The organism is Pseudoduganella buxea (assembly GCF_009720835.1).
GTDB lineage: Bacteria > Pseudomonadota > Gammaproteobacteria > Burkholderiales > Burkholderiaceae_D > Rugamonas > Rugamonas buxea.
Genome location: NZ_WNKZ01000208.1, coordinates 1 through 1564, shown reverse-complemented (window position 1 = coordinate 1564; position 1564 = coordinate 1). Strand labels below are relative to the sequence as shown.

Sequence of the window (1564 nt, the reverse complement as noted above, 5' to 3'; positions counted from 1 at the left end):
TGCCTGCCAGGCCAGCGGCGCCTGGCCCGGCACCGTCACCGCGGCGCCGGGCTTCACGCCGTGGGCGCACAGCTCCGTGCGCAAGCCCGGCAACGGCAGCGGATCGGGCTGCAACCACGCGAGCGACTGCACGCTGCCTTGCGCGCCCCGGTCCACTACCTGTTGCCACCACCCTGCCAGTGCACGCGGCGCCGCGATCGCATGGCGGTGCCAGTCGGCCACGCCGACCCACGCGATGCGGCCCTGCTGCCATGGGCGCTGCCACAGCCACGGCTTGCCGTCGTTGTCGCGGGCCGCCACCTGCCAGGCCATGCCGGCGTCACGCGGCGGGTTGTACGACGCCGGCGCCAGCGCCAGTACGGTGCCGCCGGCCGTGACGTGGCGGGTATCCTCTTTTTCCGTCGTTACCGATTGCGGCGCCAGCGGCAGGCCCAGCGCGCCCTGCCACGCGGCCGGCGCGGCGGCATTGCCGCCCAAAACGATCAGCGGCATGCCCTGCGCCACCTGGGCCAGCAAGGCGGTACGGGCCGCGCTGCCCTGCCGCTCGAACCAGGCCGCATCGATCACGGCCGCGTTCGGGCTGGTCAGCGGCGCGCGCGCCGTCTCCGTGCGCGTCACGACCGCGCCCAGCACGGTCTGCCAGTCCAGCATGGCGCCGCTGTCCGTCAGCAGGCCGTTCAGCACGCGCGTGTCGAACGACGCCGCGCCGAAGCGGCCGACCACCTGCAAGGGCTGCGGTTCTGTCACCAGGAGCGGCACCGGCCCTTCGTGCAAGGTCTTGCCGACACCGTCCTGCAAGCGCGCGCGCAGCACCAGCCGCTCTGCCAGCGGCGGCAGCCACTGCACCGTCAATTGCCCGCCGCTGCCGCTGGCCTGGTCCAGCACGGCGCCATTCTCGGCCAGCAGTTGCACGCGCCACGGCCCGGCCCCGTTCGCACGCGTCACCGTCAACGCGAAGCTGCGGCCCCGTGCCACGGTACGGGGAAAATCCAGCCACAGCGCTTCACCGCGCGGCGCCTGCCACGCCACCGGGCGGGCCGGCAGGTCGCGCCATTCGGCATCGAACAGGCCATGGCCACGCAGCTCGATGCGGGCGGCCTCGGCCACCGTGGTGGCGTCCAGTTCGCGGACGTCGTCGGTCAAGGCCAGTGTCCCGCCTGCGCCGGCGGGGGCAGTACCGGCGGGCAGCGCCAGCATGGCCGCCAGCGCGCCACCGGCAACGACGGCCAGCGCCGCATCCAGCCAGCGGCGGCGGCGCAGGTACAAAACGGCGCTGAGGCCACCGGTCCCGGCGGCGGCAATCGGCAGCAGCATCATCGGGTTCCCCGCCATGCCCGATCGAAGGCCGTATCGGTGCGAGGCTGCGCCTGCAGCACCACGGGGGCCTCGGCCAGGGTCAGGCGCAGCCACGCACGCAGCGCGCCGCGGCACGGCATGCAGCCGTCGGCCACGTCCTGCACGGAGCGCTGGGCGGCCAGCTTTTCGTCACTGCCCGGCAGGCGGCTCACGGCTTCGCCCGCCGTGCGGCGCCACAATGCAGGCAGCGCAGCGTGGCCGGACAGGG

Annotated in this window: 1 protein-coding gene and 1 pseudogene; both read right to left on the bottom strand. The window is 74.3% G+C overall.

Annotated elements, in window-relative coordinates; translation table 11 throughout:
- The coding region (locus GM672_RS27605; protein ID WP_155473683.1) for a hypothetical protein at positions 1-1332 on the bottom strand (1332 nt) is incomplete at its 3' end.
- A pseudogene (locus tag GM672_RS28600) lies at positions 1314-1564 on the bottom strand (hypothetical protein); the annotation flags it as partial. The gene GM672_RS27605 and the pseudogene GM672_RS28600, both read right to left, overlap by 19 nt.